Source organism: uncultured Streptococcus sp., assembly GCF_963536705.1.
Taxonomy (GTDB): domain Bacteria; phylum Bacillota; class Bacilli; order Lactobacillales; family Streptococcaceae; genus Streptococcus.
The window spans coordinates 1-14,742 of record NZ_CAUTAP010000001.1; the positions used below are offsets into that span (position 1 = coordinate 1).

Sequence of the window (14,742 nt, forward strand, 5' to 3'; positions counted from 1 at the left end):
ACTTGGCTGTTAACGATGCAGCAGCTTTCACAGCTCTTGCAGATGCAGCTAAAGCTAAGCTTGGTAAATAATTAAAATAAGAACTGAGGATTTCCTTGGTTCTTTTTCCATAACTATTAATGAAAAGTATAAAGAAAGAAATAGCCCGCCATGCCACTTATAGTATAGATAAAGGCTTGTTACTGATAAGACAGCTTTCATGGTAAAGCTAGTTAAAAATAGGGAATTGCGATATAATAGAAAAAACAGATACTTATGTGAATAAAAAATCAGTAGAATGGAGAAATTATGTCGGAGAATCGTTTAGCTTGGGACCAGTATTTTGCGGCTCAGGCTCTCTTAATCGCTAATCGTTCAACCTGTAAGCGAGCCAAGGTTGGCGCTGTATTGGTCAAGGATAATAAGGTTATTTCAACTGGTTACAATGGCTCGGTTTCAGGGACTGAGCACTGTATTGACCATGAGTGTCTGGTTATTGACGGTCACTGCGTGCGGACCTTGCATGCTGAGGTCAATGCCATCTTGCAAGGAGCCGAGCGGGGAGTCCCCAAGGGATTTACGACTTATGTGACTCATTTTCCCTGTCTCAACTGTACCAAGCAACTGCTTCAGGTCGGCTGTAAGCGAGTGGTCTACATCAACCAATATCGGATAGATGACTATGCTCAGTATCTCTACAAGGAGAAAGAGGTGGAATTAGTTCATCTGCCGCTGGATGATGTCAAGAAGGCTATCGCTCAGACGGATTTGGTATAGAATGAGGAGTTTATGTGAAAAGCGCATATGTATGTTATGTAGCAAAATATTCTCTGAATCAAGCGTGTATTATAGAGGTTGGACATAAGCGAAATGCTATTATCTGAGGAACAATAGTGGGATAGATATCTTGCTTCTTCAGTCTAAAAAATAATTTGAAAGGATGAATCAAATGACGAATAATGAGATGAATAAAGATAATAATCAATCTATTGAGGAACAAAATATTCCTGACGTTACTATGAAGAATTCAAAAGAAACCAAGTATAGGTCAGGTCTGCTGTCATTTGCTTTTTATCTATCGATAATTTATCTTGTCTTGTTTGTTTTACTTTTCACTCTAGCAGGTCCATGGGGGATCGTCTTGTTAATTTTCCTAGCACCCAGCTTAATTTGTGTTTTAATTGCGACCGTTTTAACTGGTATTGGAAAGAATAGAGGAAATAAGGGTTTACTGTATGCAGGTTCAGGACTTTACCTGATTTCTGCCTTTTTTGCAGGAGACCCAGATTGGTTTCTTTTTCAAATCGCTCCATTTGTTTTAGCAGCTCTTGTTTTGTTCGGAACTCTAATGGCTAAAGAAGTGGAGAGGTAACAGAAGAAAATTTGGTGCTAAACTATATCTTCTCTTTATGTTTTTATTTTGTTATTTAGTCTGGATAGGTTGGTTAACTTCCAAGAATGAATGGAGCTTAACAAGGTATAGTTTTAATCTATATCTTGTTCTTTTTTTAAAAAAAGGGAGTGGTATCGTAAATTATGGTATAATGAGAAAGTTATATAGTCCCGATAAGGTGGTAGGAAACTTCTATCAGTACTTTGTAACTCGCAAACAATGACGGCTCCAAAGTCGCTCGTCATTCTACGGTTGCCGCTATATTGCGGTCACCCTATGCGCCTTACTAGCTCAGAAATAAAAAGGTATCGTTTTTATTTCTTTCGCGTCCTAACTCGTAGGTGACAAGATTTTCATCATTTTGGAGTTTGTTTATTTGTTTAATATTTTTTAAGGGGGGACATTTCTATGTCAGAACGTAAACTTTTCACGTCTGAGTCTGTATCGGAGGGGCATCCTGATAAGATTGCAGACCAAATTTCCGATGCTATTTTGGATGCTGTCTTGAGTCAGGATCCAGATGCCCATGTGGCTGCTGAAACAGCTGTTTATACGGGCTCGGTTCATGTTTTTGGTGAGATTTCGACCACAGCTTATGTGGATATCAATCGTGTGGTTCGTGATACCATTGCAGAAATTGGCTACACCAATACAGAGTATGGCTTTTCAGCAGAGACGGTCGGTGTTCATCCATCTTTGGTGGAGCAGTCGCCAGATATTGCTCAGGGTGTCAATGAAGCCTTGGAAGTTCGCGGGAATGCAGATCAAGATCCATTGGACTTGATTGGTGCTGGAGACCAGGGGCTTATGTTTGGCTTTGCAGTGGATGAAACGCCGGAGCTCATGCCGCTTCCTATCTCGCTCAGTCACAAGCTAGTCCGTCGATTGGCAGAGTTGCGCAAATCAGGAGAGATTGCCTATCTTCGTCCAGATGCTAAGTCACAGGTGACAGTTGAGTATGATGAAAATGACCAGCCTGTGCGCGTGGATACGGTGGTTATTTCGACTCAGCATGACCCAGAAGCGACTAATGAAGAGATTCATCGTGATGTGATTGAAAAGGTGATTAAAGCAGTAATCCCAGCCCAGTATCTGGATGATAAGACAAAATTTTTCATCAATCCAACCGGCCGCTTTGTAATTGGCGGTCCGCAAGGAGACTCTGGCTTGACTGGCCGTAAGATTATTGTGGATACTTATGGCGGTTATGCTCGTCACGGTGGCGGTGCCTTCTCTGGTAAGGATGCAACCAAGGTCGATCGCTCAGCTTCATACGCAGCTCGTTACATTGCTAAAAACATAGTGGCGGCGGGACTGGCCAAGAAAGCAGAAGTGCAGTTAGCCTATGCCATTGGTGTGGCTCAGCCGGTTTCTGTACGGATTGATACTTTTGGAACTGGTACTGTTGCAGAAAGCAAGCTTCAGGAAGCTGTTCGTCAGATTTTTGATCTACGTCCGGCCGGTATCATTCAAATGCTGGATCTGAAACGCCCAATCTATCGTCAGACAGCAGCTTATGGCCACATGGGTAGGACAGATATTGACCTGCCTTGGGAAAAGTTGGATAAGGTAGAGGCATTGAAAGCATCAGTGCAGTAAGAAGACAGTTCTCAATCGTAATGGTTGAGAGCTTTTTTATATAGGTAATATTTGCAAGGCAAGCAGTCTAGCCTTGCGCTTCTCTCATTCCTGGTAATACTGTATTTTTCTGAAAATACTATTAAAAAAGTAATTTTTCAGTTTCATTTTAATTTCAATTGTCTTATTTATCTAAAAGTATAGGAAATTTCCCGAATCTGTGGTATAATAAATGGCAATACCTTGAAAGAGCTTTATTTTAAACATGAAAAAAATTGTAATACATGGTGGTCGCCCCTTAAAAGGAGAGGTGACTATTAATGGTGCTAAAAACAGTGTCGTTGCTTTGATTCCGGCTGTGATTCTGGCGGATGATATTGTAACGTTGGATGGCGTTCCGGATATTTCGGATGTGGATAGTCTGATTGATATCATGATTGCCATGGGGGCTAGTGTTACTCGCTCTGAGGACAGTCTGACGATTGATCCGCGTGGTATCCAAAATGTCCCTATGCCTTATGGAAAGATCAACAGTCTGAGGGCTTCTTATTATTTCTATGGCAGCTTGCTTGGTCGCTATGGTGAAGCAACGGTAGGTCTGCCTGGTGGTTGTGACTTGGGGCCGCGTCCTATAGACTTGCATCTCAAAGCTTTTGAAGCGATGGGGGCTAAGATGACCATGGACGGCAACTATATGAACCTATCTACTGGAGGTCAGCAGCTGAAAGGCGCTAGCATTTATATGGATACGGTCAGCGTGGGTGCTACCATCAATACGATGTTAGCTGCTGTCAAGGCCAAAGGTCGGACTATTATTGAAAATGCAGCGCGAGAGCCTGAAATCATCGACGTAGCAACTCTCTTGAACAATATGGGAGCGCATATCCGCGGAGCAGGAACTGATATTATCACGATTGAGGGGGTTCCACACCTCCATGGAACGCGTCATCAAGTAATTCCAGACCGTATCGAGGCAGGAACTTATATCGCCCTTGCTGCGGCTATTGGTCAGGGAATTCAGATTAATAATGTCCTTTATGAGCATTTGGAGAGTTTTATTGCCAAGCTTGAGGAAATGGGTGTTCGGATGACGGTTTCTGAAGACAGCATTTTTGTCGAAGAGCAGCAAAACCTGCGAGCTATAAACATTAAGACTTCTCCTTATCCAGGCTTTGCAACTGACCTACAACAGCCCATCACTCCGCTCTTGCTGACGGCTAATGGCCATGGTAAGATTACGGACACCATCTATGAGAAGCGGGTTAATCATGTGGCGGAGCTGGCTAAGATGGCAGGTAAAATTTCAACTAGTAGCGATCAGATTGTCTATGAAGGGCCAAATCAACTGCAGGGAGCTCAGGTCAAGGCGACCGATTTGCGAGCAGGAGCTGCCTTGGTTATTGCAGGTTTGATGGCTCAAGGAAAGACAGAAATTACTAATATCGAGTTTATTCTGCGTGGCTATTCTAATATTATTGAAAAATTAACAAGTCTGGGTGCAGATATCCAGTTGATAGAAGAATAAGCGTTTTTCGCTTATTTTTTGTAGAGGTAGCAGATGAATTTATGGACACATTTGGCGGCCTGTTCATTTATTGAGACAGAGCATGCTTTTTTGCGGCCCATTGTCTTTGAAGATGCGGGGGCCCTATATAAGATTGCGTCCAATCCGGAAAATACTCAATTCATTTTTCCGACAGAAGCAAGCCTAGAGGAAAGTGAATACGTCATTGCCAATTTCTTTATGAAAAATCCTCTGGGGATTTGGGCCATTTGTCACAAGGAAACGCAGGAAATGATTGGCTCTGTCAAGTTTGAAAAGATGGACGAGATCAAGAAAGAGGCTGAGTTAGGCTATTTTCTGCGGCAAGATTACTGGGGACAAGGGCTGATGACAGAAATTGTTCGAGAAATTGCTTTTCTATCTTTTACCCGCTTTGACTTCAAACGCCTCAGTATTATCACTCATGCAGAGAACCTAGCTAGTCAAAAGGTGGCTCAAAAATCTGGCTTCAGCCTCTACCGGCAGTTTAAAGGGAGCGATCGGTACACGAGGAAGATGAGAGATTATCTGGAGTACCGTTATGAGAGAGGAGATTTTAATGAGTAAACATCAGGAAATTTTAACCTATCTTGAAAATCTTCCAATTGGCAAGAGGGTCAGTGTCCGCAGTATTTCAAACTATCTGGGAGTCAGCGATGGTACGGCCTATCGAGCTATCAAGGAAGCGGAGAACCGCGGTATTGTTGAGACTAGGCCTCGGAGCGGTACGGTTCGGGTTAAGTCCAAGAAAGTTGTCTTGGAGCATCTGACCTATAAGGAAATCGTTGATATTACGGGATCAGAAGTATTGGCTGGAGAAGATGGTCTTGAAAAAGAATTTAATAAGTTTTCCATCGGAGCCATGACGGAGCAGAATATCCTGCACTATCTGACAGAGGGCGGCCTCCTGATTGTCGGAGACCGGACGAAAATCCAGCTCTTGGCCCTGGAAAATGAGAATGCGGTGCTGGTAACTGGAGGTTTTGAAGTCAGCTCGGAAGTTCTGAAGATGGCTAATCTGCTCAATATACCGGTTCTCAGGACCAAGCACGATACCTACACAGTCGCAACCATGATTAATCGTGCCCTGTCCAATATGCAGATCAAGACCGATATTTTAACAGTGGAGCAGGTCTATCGCTCCAGCCACGAGTACGGCTTCTTGCATGATACTGATACTGTTCGTGACTATTTGGACTTGGTTCGTCGCAATCGTGCCAGCCGATTTCCGGTTATCAACCAGCAGCAGATGCTGGTAGGAGTAGTAACCATGCGGGATGCAGGGGATAAGTCTCCTCTGACAACCTTGGATAAGGTCATGACGAAAAACGTCTTTATGACAGGTTTATCGACTAATATTGCCAATATCAGTCAGCGCATGATTGCAGAAGATTTTGAAATGATACCAGTGGTTCGCAGCAATCAGACCTTGCTGGGCGTGATTACACGGCGGGACATTATGGAAAAAATGAGCCGTTCTCAGATTTCCAGCTTGCCGACCTTCAGTGAGCAGGTGGGACAGAAGATTAGCCGTCAGGATGATTTGTTTTCCTTTACTGTTGAGCCTTTTATGCTGGAGCAAAATGGTGTGCTGGCCAACGGTGTGCTGACAGAAATTTTGACTCGGATTACCCAGCAGCTCATGGTCAACAGCGGCCGCAGCCTGATTATCGACCAGCTGATGATTTATTTCTTTCAAGCGGTCCAGATTGATGACCTGCTGCATATCCAGCCGCGTATTATCCGTCAGACTAGGCGGACAGCCATTATTGACTTTGAGATGTATTTGGAAGCGATGCTGGTTGCCAAAGCCACGATTACAGTGAAAATTAATTAAGAAGAGGAATTTAGAGAAAGAATGATTACTTTAAAATCACAGCGTGAAATTGACTTGATGGACAAGAGTGGAGATTTTCTGGCTTCTGTCCATATTGGTTTGAGAGACTTGATTAAGCCAGGCATTGACATGTGGGACATCGAAGAGTATGTCCGCAAGCGTTGTAAAGAAGACAATGCCCTGCCTCTGCAAATTGGTGTTGAAGGCTCTGTCATGGACTATCCTTATGCGACCTGCTGCTCTCTTAATGACGAGGTAGCCCATGCCTTTCCCCGTCATCAGAAGCTGGTAGAAGGTGATGTCATCAGCGTTGATATGGTGGTTGGCTTGGTCGATAAGGCAGAGCTGGATGTGTCCAAGCTAGATTTTGACAATGTAGCAGAGATGAAGCAGCACACAGAGAGCTTCCGGGGCGGTGTGGCAGACTCTTGCTGGACCTATGCAGTAGGGAAGATTAGCCCAGAGGCTCAGCAGCTGATGGATGTGACTAAGGAATGTCTCTATCGTGGAATTGCGGCTGCTAAGGTTGGCAATCGTATTGGTGACATTGGCGCAGCTATTCAGGAATACGCTGAAAGTCATGGCTATGGCGTTGTGCGAGATTTGGTGGGGCACGGTGTTGGCCCAACCATGCATGAGGAGCCTATGGTGCCGCATTACGGTCGAGCAGGACGCGGCTTGCGCTTGCGTGAGGGGATGGTTCTGACCATTGAGCCCATGATCAATACAGGTACCTGGGAAATTGATACGGACTTTGAGACCGGCTGGGCACATAAAACGCTGGATGGCGGCCTGTCCTGTCAGTATGAGCATCAGTTTGTCATTACAAAAGATGGACCTGTCATTCTGACCAGCCAGGGAGAAGAAGGGACTTATTAGAAATCAAAGGCTGGGCACTTGTCTCAGCTTTTTTTGAAGGAGAAGAGAGTGAAGAAATTTTTTGCCAAGATTCGCAGAAATCAGTTTTTAAGAGAATTTTTCCATTTTTATAAAGAGGCAGATAGTGAGCTGAGCAGCGTTGCAGTTGCTTATTATTGGCTGATTTCTGTTTTTCCCTTGCTCTTAATTGTGGTGAATATTTTGCCCTATTTTCACATTCCGGTGGCGGATTTTCTGACAGCTATCAAGGACATGCTACCAGAGACTTTATATGATGTTGTAGCAAAAGTCATGCGTGAAGTGCTAACCCAGCCCTCGACTGGCCTGCTGAGCTTCTCAGTCTTGTCGGCTCTTTGGACTTTTTCCAAGTCCATGAATTTCTTACAGATTGCCTTTAACAAAGCCTATGGGGTAGCTAAGAGTCGGGGGCTGATTTCTCATCGCGTCATGAGTCTCTTTGTGAGTCTAGGTCTGCAGATTCTCTTTGCCTTGGCCCTCTTTCTGACCATGTTCGGCCATATGTCGCTGGATTTCCTCCGTACTTACTGGAAGCTAGATAGCCAGCTCTATCAGCACTTGCAGAATTTTACCGAGCCCCTGATTTACGCCTTACTCTTTGCGGTTTTGGTTATGCTCTATTATTTTCTTCCTAATGTGAAAATCAACAAAAAACGCTATGTTCTGCCGGGCAGTGCCTTTGTGCTTCTGACTATTCTGGCTTTGCTGAATATCTTTTCCGTCTATATGGATAATTATTTAAATCACCTAGTTGATGTTCGCTTTTTCAGCTCCATCATTATGGTTGTGATGATGTTTTGGTTTATCATGATTGCTAAAATTTTGATTATCGGCGCAGTCCTTAATGCTAGTATCCAGAGCTGCTGTGAGTCAGGGTTTCAAGTTGAAAGCACTGGACGCTTTACTTTCAAGAAGAAGGAGCAGGATGGGGAAGGGAACTGATGTTGTTTTAGCGTGGAAAAGGATAAATAGGTATGAAAAGTAAAAAACTAACTAAATGGAAGAGTATTGTGGTCGCTCTAGTCTTGATTCTAGGAGCTGCAACGTATTTTATTTGGAGCAAGGAAGAGGCAAAGAAGTTCCAAGAAGAGTACGGTCAGTTTGAGTATTATGTTCCAGAGTATGAACCACGGTTTAAAATTTTTGAAAATGGCAATGCACTTGCTTACCATTGGTCAGTAATTCATTCTGAAGAACAGGAGCAAATGTCAAAAGTAAAGTCCTATGCTTCTGTGAAATTTGATGTGATAATGTATTTTGAGAACGGATATTTTGCAAATAGTTTTATGAAACTGAAGGATAATCCATCCCGAGAAAATGTCGAAAAATTTAATCGTAACATACCAGAGAAAGGGGAATATTGGAGATTAGCCATTTATAAGCTTAATGGCCAGAAATTAGATAAAAAAGAGCTAGATATCTTTAAATTGGTTCGTTCCTATAATAAAGACTTAATTCCCTCCGAGCTGAATTCGAAGGTGGTCTTACTAGACTATTCAACTCAGAAAAAATACATTCCGATTCTCCTCCACCATCGTATAGAAAAAACTAATCGGGTTTATTATATTGATTTGAAAGAAGATAAAGTTGTTCATGCTGATGAAGTTCATATTCAAAAGATGACAGACAATAATAATTTCGTTTATCAGACGAATCTATCAGATAATCTTGAGAGAAAAGGCATAACTTTGTTTTCGAAAGGGTTGTATTTAGGTGAAACTTACTTAAAGAAAAATTTAGGTAAAACACTACTAGCACAAAAGTATCCTGAAATATACAAAATCATGCAAGGTGAGGATGCTCGTGTTACTTTCTTAAATAGAGAAACCGATGTTGAATTAGTAAAAAACGTAACTGAACTCTTCTTTCCGCCAGGAACGAATGTATTTGAGAACGTGACTATCCCAGCTAAATATTCAGTAGATGGGCAGGAGCATGTCATTAACTCAGCGGAAGAATTGCAAAAATACTACAAGGAAGAAGAAAACTAGAAAAAGACATTTTTACCAAATTTAAAGAGGATTTTCCTCTTTTTCTTTTTAGTTAATTTTATTGCATTTGCAATAAAATGTGTTATAATAGATTCAAATAAAAGTTTAAAGGAGGGGACATGTCAGTATTGCGGGAAATTGGGATTATTGCCCGAGCTTTGGATTCCATTGCTAATATTGAGTTCCGTGATATAGAGCTGGCGCGGGGGCAATATCTTTATCTGGTGCGAATCGCAGAGAATCCAGGAATTATCCAAGAGGAGCTGTCGGAGCTGCTCAAGGTGGATCGTTCAACGGTTGCCCGTTCTGTCAAGAAGCTAGAGGCCAAGGGCTTGGTGCAGCAGAAGGCAGCCAAGGACAACAAGAAGAACAAGGAATGGTTTGTGACGGAAAAAGGAGAAAAACTTTATCCTTTTATCCTAGCTGAGAATGAATATTCTGAAGAGACATCCCTGCAGGGCTTTTCTCAAGCGGAAGTTCAAGTCTTGGAGAAAATGCTGGTCCGAGTGCGTGAAAACATCACAGGTGACTGGGAAGCAGTCAAAAAAGGACAAAAAAGAAACTATTAAGATTAAAGAGGTGCATCATGAAAGTTACAGTTGAAAATGAATTTTGGCAAGTATTTCCGAAAGCTCAGATTAGTGTTTTAGTGGTCAAGAGGCTGGATAATAGTGTGGATGAAAGTAAGGATCCATATTTCAAATCCCTGCTGGATAAGGGAGCAAAACGAGCTGAGGACTTTATCCCAGACGAGAACTTCACTCAGAATGAAGTTATTCAGGAGTGGCGGCAGGCTTTCAGCAAATTCAAGACCAAGAAAGGAGCACGATCCTCTATCGAAGCTCTGCTCAAGCGGGTCAATCAGGGGCGTGAATTTCATCCAATCAATCCTTTGGTTGATATCTACAACAGTGTCTCGCTGTCTTATGCGGTTCCATGTGGCGGAGAGGATTTGGATAAGATTGTCGGAGGTCTTTATTTAGGAAAAGCCAAGGGCGGGGAAGCCTTTTTCCCGTTGGGAGCTGAGAGTGACGCGCCGGCTCTGCCAGAAGAAATCATCTACTATGATGAAGAGGGAGCTGTTTGTCGTTGTCTTAACTGGCGAGAAGCCCAGCGAACTATGCTGACCGAGGAGACCAAGGATGCCATCTTGGTCATTGAGGCCATTAATGGAGAGCAAGCAGCGCGTGCACAAGCAGCCATGACAGAACTCCAGACTCTGATTGAGGACTATTTTGGTGTCAAAGGTGAAATCACTCATCTGACGCTTGATAATCCAAGCTTGGAAATCTGAGAATAAAAAAATCTGGATCAGATTTATCTGGTCCAGATTTGATATTTTAAGGTTGAAGTATCATAGTCAATTAGCTTTTCTTGTTTTCAAAGATAAAGACTTTACTGAAAACATAGTTGAGAACGATGATCAGTACTTGAGCAATGAAAGTTTCGATGGTATTGACCATTTTAATATTGTTATTGACAAACTGGCCTATAATCTGCGGGAAGCTAGTGACAAAGATAAAAGTCAATAGTAAATTTAAGCCCATAGTAGCCAAACGTGCAGTGAAAAATTTGACCAATCGAACTGGCCATCCCTGTCTTTTCTGCTTGAAAACGATGGTATCGTTGGTTACAAAAGCAAAGAGAATGCCAAGAATATCACCAATTATCGTAGCCAGTAGTTCGTTTCCCGTCAATTCATAGCAGAGCATCCGACTGATAACGGATACGACAGTTGTTGCCACACCAAAGAAAAGATAGGACAGAACCTCATTGTCAAAGAATTTTTTGATTAAAGTTTTCATAAAGATAGTCTATCATATTTCTAGGATTTATGCTATACTAGTTGGGTTGCTAAATCTGTGGGAGAATCAACGAATGATGCCCCTCTCATGTGACGCAACCCTTGGCGCTTAGCTTCTTTCGCCAAGCATATTACACGCGGTAAAGCCGCTAAAGGAGAAAACATGAAACAAGGAAAACTGACAGTTCGTGATTTGGCTCAGATTGCCATTGTCGCTGCTATTTATGTAGCCCTTACGATTACGCCCCCTTTAAATGCTATAAGCTATGGTGCTTACCAGTTCAGAATTTCTGAAATGATGAACTTTATGGCCTTTTATAATCGGAAATATATTATGGGCGTGACCATTGGCTGTATGATTGCCAATCTCTATAGTTTTGGAATCGTTGATGTCTTTGTTGGCGGTGGGTCCACCTTGGTCTTCCTGTCACTGGGTGTCTACCTTTTCAGTCGCTATAAGAATCAATATCTGATTAAAGGCTTGATCCGTTTGGATCATTTCTATTTTGCAGTTTTATTCTCTATTTCGATGGTGACAATCGCTGCAGAATTACACTTCTTGCAAGGCCTGCCATTCTTCCTGACTTGGTTTACAACGGCCATTGGTGAGTTTGCTTCCTTGATTGTTGGAGCTATCATTATTAACCAGATTGCAAAAAGTATTGATTTGACAAAATAAGACAGCAGAGAGCGGAATTTCCGCTCTTTTTATGTCCTTTTGCTTTTTAGGAAGAATTCAGAACAAATAGAGGAAGATTTTGTGTATTTGTGATAAAATAGAAGTATGAAAGAAAGAATGTCAGAATTAGTAGAATTGCTCAATCGATACGCCCATGAATATTATACGGCAGATAGGCCAAGCGTATCGGACAGCGAGTATGACAGACTCTATCGTGAGTTAGCGGAGTTAGAAGAAAAGTACCCAACCGATATCCTGCCTGACAGTCCGACGCATCGGGTGGGCGGGAAGATTTTAGAAGGATTTGAAAAATATCCACACCAGTATCCTCTCTTTAGTTTGCAGGATGCTTTTTCACGTGAAGAATTACTAGCCTTTGACCAGCGGGTTCGCAAGGAATTTCCACAAGTTTCTTATCTTTGTGAACTCAAGATTGATGGGCTCTCTATTTCCCTGACCTATGAAAATGGAATCTTGGTAGCAGGAGCGACTCGGGGGGATGGTTCTGTTGGTGAAAACATTACTGAAAATCTCAAGCGGGTCAAGGATATTCCGCTGACATTGAAAGAACCGCTGGACATTACTGTTCGCGGAGAGTGCTACATGCCCAAGGCTTCCTTTGATGCGGTCAATCAGCTGCGGCAGGAGAATGGTGAGCCAGAGTTTGCCAATCCCCGCAATGCTGCAGCAGGAACCTTGAGACAGTTGGACACAGCAGTTGTGGCCAAGCGCAATCTAGCAACTTTCCTCTACCAAGAAGCCAGTCCAACTCAGGCTAACAGCCAAGAAGAAGTCTTAAACAAGCTGGCAGATTTGGGCTTTTCAGTCAATCCTACTCATATTCTGGCGGACTCTATCGAAGCAGTTTGGGAGTTTATCGAAAAGATTGCTCAGGAGCGGGACAGTCTGCCTTATGAGATTGACGGTATTGTCATCAAGGTTAATGACTTGGCGGTGCAAGAGGAGCTTGGCTTTACTGTCAAGGCACCCAAGTGGGCCATTGCCTATAAGTTTCCGGCTGAGGAAAAGGAAGCCCAGCTTCTGTCTGTTGACTGGACAGTGGGTCGGACGGGAGTTGTGACTCCGACAGCCAATCTGACGCCAGTGCAGCTAGCGGGAACGACTGTCAGTCGAGCAACTTTACATAATGTGGACTATATTGCTGAGAAAGATATTCGTCAGAAAGACACCGTTATCGTCTATAAAGCGGGAGATATTATTCCTGCTGTCTTGCGAGTGGTGGAGTCCAAGCGTGTCTCAGAGGAGCCTCTGGAAATACCAAGTCACTGTCCGAGTTGTGATAGTGAGTTGGTGCACTTTGAAGATGAAGTCGCTCTTCGCTGCATTAACCCGCTCTGTCCAGCCCAGATTAAGGAGGGCTTGATTCACTTTGCCAGCCGGGATGCCATGAACATTACTGGTCTTGGTCCAGCAGTAGTAGAGAAGCTCTTTGCTCAAAATCTAGTCAAGGATGTAGCTGGAATCTATCGGCTGACGGTGGAAAATTTACTAGAACTAGAGAACTTTAAGGAAAAATCAGCAAATAAATTGTATACTACTATTCAAGTTTCCAAGGAGAACTCGGCTGAACGTCTCTTGTTCGGCTTGGGAATTCGCCATGTGGGAAGCAAGGCCAGTCGGATTTTGCTGGAGAAATTCCATGATATTCCTAAGCTGTCTCAGGCCAGCCAAGAAGAGATTGCAGCTATTGACAGTCTTGGAACTGTGATTGCCCAAAGCCTGCATACTTATTTTGAGCAGGAAGGCTCTCAAATTCTTTTGAAGGAGCTGCAGGAAGCAGGTGTAAATCTGGACTATCTGGGGCAAAAGGCCGCAGCTGATGCAGCCCTATCAGGTATGACGGTTGTCTTGACTGGTAAATTACAAAAATTGACACGCAATCAAGCTAAAGAAAAATTGCAGAGTCTAGGTGCCAATGTTTCTGGATCTGTTTCTAAAAAAACGGATTTGGTAGTGGCTGGCCAAGATGCCGGTAGCAAGCTGGCCAAGGCTCAGGAGTTGGGAATTGAAATTCGGGATGAAGATTGGCTTGATAGCTTATGAGGCTGAAGTATGAAGGATAAGATTAAACGAGCACGATTGATTTATAACCCGACTTCGGGACAGGAAATTATTAAGAAAAATATTGCGGAAGTTCTGGATGTTTTGGAGGATGTGGGCTATGAAACCAGCGCCTACCAGACCACTCCAGCGCCTCTTTCTGCTCAAAAAGAAGCTGAAAGAGCAGCAAAAGCAGGATTTGATTTGATTATTGCGGCAGGCGGCGACGGTACCATCAATGAGGTAGTTAATGGCGTGGCGAATCTGGATGAACGGCCTAAATTGGCCTTTATCCCAACTGGTACAACCAACGACTATGCGCGTGCTCTGAAGATTCCCATGGGAGACCCAGTAGCGGCGGCCCGCATTATTGAAAAGAACCAGACCATTAAAATGGATATTGGCCGGGCATATGGCAGCAAGTATTTTATCAATATTGCAGCAGCTGGAACCCTGACAGAGCTGACTTACAGCGTTCCTAGCGAGGTCAAATCCCGCCTAGGCTACTTTGCCTATGTTGCAGAAGGAGCAAAAAAGCTCCCTCGCTCTAAGTTCCGCAAGGTCCGTATCAAGCACGACCACGGTGTCTTTGAAGGGAAGATTTCGCTCATGTTTGCGGCTCTGACCAACTCCATTGGTGGTTTTGAAAAGCTAGCGCCAGATACTAAATTAGATGACGGGAATTTTACCTTGATTTTGGTCAAGACAGCTAATCTCTTTGACATGCTGAGTCTGATGATGCAGGCTATCAATGGCGGTCAGCACGTTGGCGATATCAATGTAGAATACCTCAAAACAAGCAAGCTGCAGCTGGAAGTTTTAGATAAAAAAGGTCCATTTATGCTGAATTTGGATGGAGAATACGGCGGTGATACGCCTGTTGAACTGGAAGTGCTGCACGGCCATTTGGAATTTTTTGCCAATATTGATGAAATCAGTCAGACAGCCCTTTCAATAGAATAATTTTAGATAAGAGATGA

15 protein-coding genes and 1 riboswitch are annotated in these 14,742 nt (G+C 43.2%); of the genes, 14 read left to right on the top strand and 1 reads right to left on the bottom strand.

The window, feature by feature from the left end; translation table 11 throughout:
• The first annotated feature begins 288 nt into the window (after positions 1 to 288).
• From RWX26_RS00005 to RWX26_RS00055, 11 genes are all read left to right on the top strand, one after another.
• Positions 289 to 756: a deaminase gene (locus RWX26_RS00005; RefSeq protein WP_314577920.1), complete on the top strand. Its 468-nt coding sequence runs from the start codon at positions 289 to 291 to the stop codon at positions 754 to 756.
• Positions 757 to 928: 172 nt separating this feature from the next.
• On the top strand, positions 929 to 1,351 hold the full coding sequence (locus RWX26_RS00010; protein WP_268689017.1) for a hypothetical protein: 423 nt from the start codon (positions 929 to 931) through the stop codon (positions 1,349 to 1,351).
• 429 nt (positions 1,352 to 1,780) lie between these two features.
• Entirely contained in the window at positions 1,781 to 2,971 is a 1,191-nt protein-coding gene (metK, locus tag RWX26_RS00015; protein ID WP_002909358.1) for a methionine adenosyltransferase, read from the top strand.
• A 244-nt stretch (positions 2,972 to 3,215) separates the two neighbouring features.
• The gene (locus tag RWX26_RS00020; protein ID WP_002895048.1) at positions 3,216 to 4,475 is read left to right on the top strand and encodes a UDP-N-acetylglucosamine 1-carboxyvinyltransferase; all 1,260 of its coding nucleotides are present in this window, start codon (positions 3,216 to 3,218) and stop codon (positions 4,473 to 4,475) included.
• Between the two features lie 33 nt (positions 4,476 to 4,508).
• Positions 4,509 to 5,060 (top strand): GNAT family N-acetyltransferase, encoded by a 552-nt coding sequence (locus RWX26_RS00025; RefSeq protein WP_002897261.1) that lies wholly within the window; start codon positions 4,509 to 4,511, stop codon positions 5,058 to 5,060.
• On the top strand, positions 5,053 to 6,330 hold the full coding sequence (gene spxR / locus RWX26_RS00030; RefSeq protein ID WP_314577934.1) for a CBS-HotDog domain-containing transcription factor SpxR: 1,278 nt from the start codon (positions 5,053 to 5,055) through the stop codon (positions 6,328 to 6,330). Before RWX26_RS00025 ends, spxR begins: the two co-directional genes overlap by 8 nt.
• Positions 6,331 to 6,351: 21 nt before the next feature.
• Positions 6,352 to 7,209 carry a methionyl aminopeptidase gene (locus RWX26_RS00035; RefSeq protein WP_111675599.1) on the top strand — a complete coding sequence of 286 codons (858 nt, stop codon included), beginning with the start codon at positions 6,352 to 6,354 and terminating at the stop codon, positions 7,207 to 7,209.
• A gap of 33 nt (positions 7,210 to 7,242) precedes the next feature.
• Positions 7,243 to 8,169 carry a YihY/virulence factor BrkB family protein gene (locus tag RWX26_RS00040; RefSeq protein WP_314578415.1) on the top strand — a complete coding sequence of 309 codons (927 nt, stop codon included), beginning with the start codon at positions 7,243 to 7,245 and terminating at the stop codon, positions 8,167 to 8,169.
• Positions 8,170 to 8,201: 32 nt separating this feature from the next.
• Positions 8,202 to 9,218, top strand: a complete 1,017-nt coding sequence (locus RWX26_RS00045; RefSeq protein WP_314577938.1) for a hypothetical protein — start codon at positions 8,202 to 8,204, stop codon at positions 9,216 to 9,218.
• A 119-nt stretch (positions 9,219 to 9,337) separates the two neighbouring features.
• Positions 9,338 to 9,787, top strand: a complete 450-nt coding sequence (locus RWX26_RS00050; RefSeq protein WP_314577941.1) for a MarR family transcriptional regulator — start codon at positions 9,338 to 9,340, stop codon at positions 9,785 to 9,787.
• Positions 9,788 to 9,804: 17 nt separating this feature from the next.
• Positions 9,805 to 10,512 (top strand): phenylalanine--tRNA ligase beta subunit-related protein, encoded by a 708-nt coding sequence (locus tag RWX26_RS00055; protein ID WP_314577944.1) that lies wholly within the window; start codon positions 9,805 to 9,807, stop codon positions 10,510 to 10,512.
• Positions 10,513 to 10,582: 70 nt separating this feature from the next.
• On the opposite strand, the gene RWX26_RS00060 is transcribed toward RWX26_RS00055, so the two are convergent.
• Positions 10,583 to 11,023, bottom strand: a complete 441-nt coding sequence (locus RWX26_RS00060) for a GtrA family protein (RefSeq protein WP_314577947.1) — start codon at positions 11,021 to 11,023, stop codon at positions 10,583 to 10,585.
• A gap of 28 nt (positions 11,024 to 11,051) precedes the next feature.
• Positions 11,052 to 11,188: riboswitch (PreQ1 riboswitch) on the top strand.
• Between RWX26_RS00060 and RWX26_RS00065 the strand changes: the two genes are divergently transcribed.
• The 3 genes from RWX26_RS00065 (at position 11,186) to RWX26_RS00075 (ending at position 14,725) form a co-directional block, all read left to right on the top strand.
• Positions 11,186 to 11,701, top strand: coding sequence for a QueT transporter family protein (locus RWX26_RS00065; RefSeq protein WP_314577950.1), 516 nt, complete (start codon positions 11,186 to 11,188; stop codon positions 11,699 to 11,701). It overlaps the preceding riboswitch by 3 nt.
• 105 nt (positions 11,702 to 11,806) lie before the next feature.
• Positions 11,807 to 13,765: an NAD-dependent DNA ligase LigA gene (ligA, locus tag RWX26_RS00070; RefSeq protein WP_314577954.1), complete on the top strand. Its 1,959-nt coding sequence runs from the start codon at positions 11,807 to 11,809 to the stop codon at positions 13,763 to 13,765.
• Between the two features lie 9 nt (positions 13,766 to 13,774).
• A complete protein-coding gene (locus RWX26_RS00075; protein ID WP_002895076.1) occupies positions 13,775 to 14,725 on the top strand; it encodes a diacylglycerol kinase family lipid kinase in 951 nt (316 codons plus the stop codon).
• The last annotated feature ends 17 nt before the right edge of the window (positions 14,726 to 14,742 follow it).

What these genes read in the sequence shown, in the direction of transcription:
- RWX26_RS00010 (WP_268689017.1), top strand. Translation starts at nt 929, where the DNA reads ATGACGAATAATGAGATGAATAAAGATAATAATCAATCTATTGAGGAA.
- RWX26_RS00020 (WP_002895048.1), top strand. Translation starts at nt 3,216, where the DNA reads ATGAAAAAAATTGTAATACATGGTGGTCGCCCCTTAAAAGGAGAGGTG.
- spxR (WP_314577934.1), top strand. Translation starts at nt 5,053, where the DNA reads ATGAGTAAACATCAGGAAATTTTAACCTATCTTGAAAATCTTCCAATT.
- RWX26_RS00075 (WP_002895076.1), top strand. Translation starts at nt 13,775, where the DNA reads ATGAAGGATAAGATTAAACGAGCACGATTGATTTATAACCCGACTTCG.
- RWX26_RS00025 (WP_002897261.1), top strand. Translation starts at nt 4,509, where the DNA reads ATGAATTTATGGACACATTTGGCGGCCTGTTCATTTATTGAGACAGAG.
- RWX26_RS00055 (WP_314577944.1), top strand. Translation starts at nt 9,805, where the DNA reads ATGAAAGTTACAGTTGAAAATGAATTTTGGCAAGTATTTCCGAAAGCT.
- RWX26_RS00065 (WP_314577950.1), top strand. Translation starts at nt 11,186, where the DNA reads ATGAAACAAGGAAAACTGACAGTTCGTGATTTGGCTCAGATTGCCATT.
- RWX26_RS00050 (WP_314577941.1), top strand. Translation starts at nt 9,338, where the DNA reads ATGTCAGTATTGCGGGAAATTGGGATTATTGCCCGAGCTTTGGATTCC.
- RWX26_RS00035 (WP_111675599.1), top strand. Translation starts at nt 6,352, where the DNA reads ATGATTACTTTAAAATCACAGCGTGAAATTGACTTGATGGACAAGAGT.
- RWX26_RS00005 (WP_314577920.1), top strand. Translation starts at nt 289, where the DNA reads ATGTCGGAGAATCGTTTAGCTTGGGACCAGTATTTTGCGGCTCAGGCT.
- RWX26_RS00060 (WP_314577947.1), bottom strand. Translation starts at nt 11,023, where the DNA reads ATGAAAACTTTAATCAAAAAATTCTTTGACAATGAGGTTCTGTCCTAT.
- RWX26_RS00045 (WP_314577938.1), top strand. Translation starts at nt 8,202, where the DNA reads ATGAAAAGTAAAAAACTAACTAAATGGAAGAGTATTGTGGTCGCTCTA.
- metK (WP_002909358.1), top strand. Translation starts at nt 1,781, where the DNA reads ATGTCAGAACGTAAACTTTTCACGTCTGAGTCTGTATCGGAGGGGCAT.
- ligA (WP_314577954.1), top strand. Translation starts at nt 11,807, where the DNA reads ATGAAAGAAAGAATGTCAGAATTAGTAGAATTGCTCAATCGATACGCC.